We start from the raw sequence: 5,691 nt of genomic DNA on the forward strand, positions 1-5,691 counted from the left end.
CCATGCAGGATCGGGAATGCGAGGTCGACGGCGCCGAGCGACTCGATCACGCCGCCCGCGTGCAGCACCCGCAGCTCTCGCGAGGAGACCGACTCCGGCCACAGCACGCGTGTCCCGTTGTCCGGGACGACCGGCATCGCCGAGGGGTCCATGCGGAGGGCCTCCGCGTCGTCGGGCTGGAGCGTGAAGGCGCCGTCCTTCGTGATCCCGATCGGGATCACGTCGTAGCGGGAGCGATCGATCGCCGAGAGCACGCCCGCCGCGGTCGAGCAGGAGATCTCGTGCTCCGAGGAGCGGCCCCCGAAGACGAGGGCGACGCGGGTCTTCGTCACGTCGTGCCTCCCCTACTCGAGCGTCGGGACATCGTCGGTGGTGAGGTGCGGCGCGACGTCCCGAGGGTTCATCCTCCCGGCGACGACCGCGGCGACCTGGCGTGCGATCGGCATGTCGACGCCGCGCGCCTCGGCGAGCGCCAGGATCGGCGCGATGGAGCTGAGCCCCTCGGCGGTCTGGTTCATCCGCTCCGCGATCTCCGTGATCGTCAGACCCTGACCGAGGAAGCGGCCGGCGGTGCTGTTCCGCGAGAGCGGCGAGGAGCAGGTGGCGATGAGGTCGCCGAGACCGGCGAGGCCGGCGAGCGTCTGCGGGAGGCCGCCGTAGGCGACCGCGAAGTCGGTCATCTCAACCAGCCCCCTGGTGATGATGGAGGCCTTGGTGTTCTCCCCGTAGCCGACGCCATCCACGATGCCGATCGCCACGGCGATGAGGTTCTTCAGCACCCCGCCGAACTCGGTGCCGATGACATCGGTGTTGACGAAGGAGCGGAAGTAGGAGTTGGTGGCCACGGCGGCGACGGCCGTCGCGCTGTCCAGGCTGGTCGAGGAGATGACGGCCGCGGTCGGCTGCTCCTTGGCGATCTCGAGTGCGAGGTTGGGACCGGATGCGACGGCGATCAGGTCGACGTCGATGTCCAGCTCCTGGGCGATCACCTCGCTCATCCGGAAGCGGGTGTCCTTCTCCACACCCTTCATGAGGCTCACCACGATGGCCCCGTCCGGGATCTGGTCCCGCACCACCCGGAGGTTCTCGCGCAACGACTGGCTCGGAACCGACAGGAAGACCATCTCGGCGCCGTCGAGCACGTCGGTCAGGAGCGGGCTCGCCCACAGGCCGCGCGGGAGGTTGATGCCGGGCAGGTAGTCGCTGTTGCGCTTCGACTCGGAGATCTCGCGGGCCAGCTCCGTCCTGCGCGCCCAGAGTGCGACATCCGCGCCCCCGTCGGCGAGCACCTTGGCGAAGGTGGTGCCCCAGCTGCCCGCTCCGAGGACCGCGACCCGGTGGACGCCGGGACGGGTGATCCGGATGGGCATGGTGTTGTTATTCAAAGCGTCCCGTTTCGGTCTGGCTGTGCTGGGCAGGATCCCAGGGCTCCAGGGGAGGTGTCTCCTCGCGGAGCTCGGCGACGAGATCGGTGATCGCGGCCATGAGGAGAGCGGTGGCGTCGTGGAGCGTCTTCGGGTCGAGTCCGTGGCCGGCGAACGCGGAGAGATCGACGGGGTCGCCGATCTTCACCCTGATGGTCTTGCGCGGGAACAGGCTGATCCTCTTGCCGTACCTCGGCATGACCAGCTGGGTGCCCCAGTGCGCGACGGGGATGAGCGGGATCCCGGCCAGGAGGGCCATCCGCACCGCCCCGGTCTTGCCGCGCATGGGCCAGAGGTCGGGGTCGCGGGTCAGGGAGCCCTCCGGGTAGATGATCACGGCGAAGCCCTCGTTCACGAGCTTGGCTGCGGAGCCGAGCGGATCGCTGCCCCGTGCGGCACCCGCGCGCTCCACCGGGATCTGCCCGGTCGCCCTGAGCAGCCAGCCGAGAACCGGAACCCGGAACAGCGAGGCCTTCGCGAGATAGCGCGGCGGACGGCCCAGCTTCCACACCACCCGCCCGATGACGACCGGATCGATCTCGCTGTAGTGGTTGGGCGCGATCACGTAGGCGCCCTGGCGCGGGAGCTTGTCGCCGTCGATGACCTCGTACCTGGCCAGCAGGTCCATCGCCGGGATGAGTAGCCCGGCGAGGAGCCGGAAGGCGGGGGTCTTCTCCGACCGGGGTCTGCGAGGCACCGCGGTTATCCCTCGAAGACGAAATCGGCCCCGAGGATCCTGAGCTTCTCGATGAAATGCTCGTACCCGCGGCTGATGATCCCGACGTTGCTGATGGTCGAGACGCCCTCCGCGGTGAGCGCGGCGATGAGATAGCTGAAGCCGCCGCGCAGGTCGGGGACCCGCACGTTCGCCCCGTGCAGCTTGGTCGGGCCGGTGATCACGGCCGCCTGCTCGAAGTCGCGGCGGGCCACCCTGCGGGGGTACCCGGGCAGGCCGTCCTTGTGGACGACGATGTCGGCACCCATCTCGTTGAGCGCCTCCGTGAACCCGAACCGGTCCTCGTACACCGTCTCGTGCACGATCGAGGTCCCGGTCGCCTGGGTGAGGGCGACGATGAGCGGCTGCTGCCAGTCCGTCATGAAGCCCGGATGCACATCCGTCTCGATGGTGACCGGCTTGAGCTCGCCACCCGGGTGGTAGAAGCGGATGCCGTCCTCCTCGACGTCGAACGCGCCGCCGACCTTGCGGAAGACGTTGAGGAAGGTCATCAGCTCGTTCTGCCTGGCACCCTCGACGAAGACGTCGCCCTTGGTGGCGAGCGCCGCGGCGGCCCAGCTGGCGACCTCGTTGCGGTCGAAGAGCGAACGGTGCTTGTATCCCTCGAGGCGGTCGACACCCTCGATGAGGATGACCCGGTTCGGCTCGACCGAGATGATCGCCCCCATCTTCTGCAGGATGGCGATGAGATCCATGATCTCCGGCTCGATGGCCGCGTTGGTCAGCTCCGTGGTTCCCTTCGCGCGGACCGCGGAGAGCAGCACCTGCTCCGTCGCGCCGACGCTCGGATAGGGCAGCGTGATGTCCGCGCCGTGCAGGCCGTCGGGGGCGGTGATGTAGATGCCCTCGTAGCTCTTGTCGACGATCGCACCCATGGCGCGCAGGGCGTCGAGGTGGAAGTCGATGGGCCGGTCGCCGATGCGGCAGCCCCCGAGGTCCGGGATGCGCGCCTCGCCGAGGCGGTGCAACAGCGGGCCGCAGAACAGGATGGGGATCCGGCTGGAGCCGGCGTGCGCGTCGATCTCCGCGAAGTGCGCCTTCTCGACGTTGCTCGTGTCGAAGAGCATCTCCCCGGGAACGGGGGTCGAGACGATGACCCCGTACACCTCGAGCAGGCCGCGGACGACCTCGACATCGCTGATGTCCGGCACGTCGCGAAGCAGACTCGGTGTCTCCCCCAGGAGAGCGGCCACCATCGCCTTGGTCGCGAGATTCTTCGCGCCCCGCACCGGGATGCGTCCCCTGAGAGGATTGCCACCCGTGATGGTGATCTCGTCCGACTTGAGTCCCACTCGTTCACCAGCGTTCTCTGAATCGACGCTGCGGGCATCCTTCACAAGGGAGTTCATTCATTCACCTGCACTGTATCCACCTGCACTGCGCCGTTCGTCACTACGTGTTGTTCCGGAAGCGTTCGTGGTCGCCAGGATTCCCGGCGAGCCTCGAACTGGGTGATCTCCGCCTCGTTGCGCAGGGTCAGTCCGATGTCGTCCAGGCCTTCGAGCAGCCGCCATCTAGTGTAATCGTCGATCTCGAAGGGAATGCTGAGGCCCGCCAGACTCACGGTCTTCGCAACGAGATCGACGGTGGCCTCTATGCCCGGCTGGGCATGGATCGCCGCCCAGGCCCGCTCGAGATCCTCCTCGGTGATCTGCCCGGTGAGCAGACCCTGTTTGCCGGAGTTGCCGCGGAAGATGTCGCCGAACCGCGGGCTCAGGACGGCGTCGAAACCGTAGTCGCGCAGCGCCCACACGGCGTGCTCGCGGCTCGACCCCGTGCCGAAGTCTGGACCGGCGAACAGGATGCGCGCACCGTGATATTCGGGCCGGTTGAGCACGAAGTCCGGGTCCTGTCGCCAGGCGAAGAACAGCGCGTCGTCGAAACCGGTCTTGGTCACCCGCTTGAGGAACACCGCGGGGATGATCTGATCGGTGTCGACGTTGGAGCGCTCGAGCGGCATCGCGACGCCGGTGACCACAGTGATCTTGTCCATTACGCGTTCACCTCCTCGTGCGAGAGTAGACCCGCAGACTCGAGATCCCAGGGACTTGACAGCGTGCCCCTGATCGCGGTCGCCGCCGCGACCAGCGGGGACACCAGGTGCGTGCGACCTCCCTTGCCCTGTCTACCCTCGAAGTTGCGGTTGGAGGTGGATGCGCATCTCTCGCCGGGCGCGAGCTGGTCGGGATTCATCCCCAGGCACATCGAACAGCCGGCGAAACGCCATTCGGCGCCGAACTCCTCGACGATCTTGTCGATCCCCTCGGCCTCGGCCTCGAGACGGACCCGCGCGGAACCGGGGACGACCATGACCCGCACACCGTCGGCCTTCTTCCTGCCCTTGATGATGGAGGCGAAGGCCCGCAGGTCCTCGATGCGGCTGTTCGTGCACGAGCCCATGAACACGGCGTCCACCTGGATGTCCTTGAGCGGGGTGCCCGCCGCCAGATCCATGTACTCGAGGGCGCGCTCCGCCGAGGCCCGCTCGTTCGGGTCGACGATGGTCGACGGGTCGGGAACGCTCTCGCTCAGCGAGACCCCCTGACCGGGATTCGTTCCCCAGGTCACGAAGGGCTCCAGTTCATTCGCGTCGAGGAATACCTCGGCGTCGAAGACCGCGTCCTCGTCGGTGGCGAGCGTGTCCCAGTACTCGACCGCGGCGTCCCAGTCGGCTCCCCGCGGCGCGTGCGGGCGGCCCCGAAGGTAGTCGTAGGTCGTCTGATCGGGGGCGACCATGCCCGCCCTGGCACCCGCCTCGATGGACATGTTGCAGATCGTCATCCGGCCGTCCATGGACAGGGAGCGGATGGCGCTTCCCCGGTATTCGAGCACGTACCCCTGGCCGCCGCCGGTGCCGATCTTGGCGATGACGGCGAGGATGATGTCCTTCGCGGTGACGCCGGGTCGCAGCGTTCCCTCCACCGTGATCTCCATGGTCTTGAACGGCTTGAGCGGCAGGGTCTGCGTCGCCATGACGTGCTCGACCTCGCTCGTACCGATGCCGAAGGCCATCGCGCCGAATGCGCCGTGGGTGGAGGTATGGCTGTCGCCGCAGACGACGGTGATCCCCGGCATGGTGAGCCCGAGCTGCGGGCCGACGACGTGCACGATGCCCTGCTCGACGTCGCCGAGGGAGTGCAGGCGGATGCCGAACTCCGCGGCGTTCCTGCGCAGCGTCTCGATCTGGGTGCGGCTGGTGAGGTCGGCGATCGGCCTGTCGATGGCGAGGGTCGGCGTGTTGTGGTCCTCCGTCGCGATCGTGAGATCGGGACGCCGGACCGGCCGGCCGGCGAGGCGCAGCCCGTCGAAGGCCTGTGGGCTGGTGACCTCGTGGACGAGGTGCAGGTCGATGTAGATGAGGTCGGGATTGCCGTCCTCGCCCTTGACGACGAGGTGGTCTTCCCACACCTTCTCCGCCAGCGTCTTGGGTCCGCCGGTGCGGTGCCGGGGCGAAGCGGGTACGGCTGATTCTGTGGTGCTCATACTGTGCGGTCTCCTAGAAAACGGTGGTCAGCCAAGGGCGCGTGAGAC

The 5,691-nt window shown here is 67.8% G+C and carries 5 protein-coding genes and 1 pseudogene; all 6 read right to left on the reverse strand.

Going from position 1 to position 5,691, the window contains the following annotated elements; genetic code table 11:
- Positions 1 to 332: pseudogene (locus tag VGC18_RS15260) on the reverse strand (D-alanine--D-alanine ligase); the annotation flags it as partial.
- A gap of 12 nt (positions 333 to 344) precedes the next feature.
- On the reverse strand, positions 345 to 1,370 hold the full coding sequence (locus VGC18_RS15265) for an NAD(P)H-dependent glycerol-3-phosphate dehydrogenase (RefSeq protein ID WP_331098939.1): 1,026 nt from the start codon (positions 1,368 to 1,370) through the stop codon (positions 345 to 347).
- Positions 1,371 to 1,377: 7 nt separating this feature from the next.
- Complete coding sequence (locus tag VGC18_RS15270) at positions 1,378 to 2,130, reverse strand: lysophospholipid acyltransferase family protein (RefSeq protein ID WP_414672900.1); 753 nt, start codon at positions 2,128 to 2,130, stop codon at positions 1,378 to 1,380.
- Positions 2,127 to 3,509, reverse strand: a complete 1,383-nt coding sequence (gene murA / locus VGC18_RS15275; RefSeq protein ID WP_331098943.1) for a UDP-N-acetylglucosamine 1-carboxyvinyltransferase — start codon at positions 3,507 to 3,509, stop codon at positions 2,127 to 2,129. The genes VGC18_RS15270 and murA overlap by 4 nt, the downstream gene beginning before the upstream one ends.
- The gene (gene leuD / locus VGC18_RS15280; protein ID WP_331098945.1) at positions 3,506 to 4,153 is read right to left on the reverse strand and encodes a 3-isopropylmalate dehydratase small subunit; all 648 of its coding nucleotides are present in this window, start codon (positions 4,151 to 4,153) and stop codon (positions 3,506 to 3,508) included. Before leuD ends, murA begins: the two co-directional genes overlap by 4 nt.
- Positions 4,153 to 5,643, reverse strand: coding sequence for a 3-isopropylmalate dehydratase large subunit (leuC, locus tag VGC18_RS15285; protein ID WP_331098947.1), 1,491 nt, complete (start codon positions 5,641 to 5,643; stop codon positions 4,153 to 4,155). Before leuC ends, leuD begins: the two co-directional genes overlap by 1 nt.
- Positions 5,644 to 5,691 lie beyond the last annotated feature (48 nt).

This window comes from Lacisediminihabitans sp. (assembly GCF_036404185.1).
Taxonomy (GTDB): Bacteria; Actinomycetota; Actinomycetes; order Actinomycetales; family Microbacteriaceae; genus Lacisediminihabitans.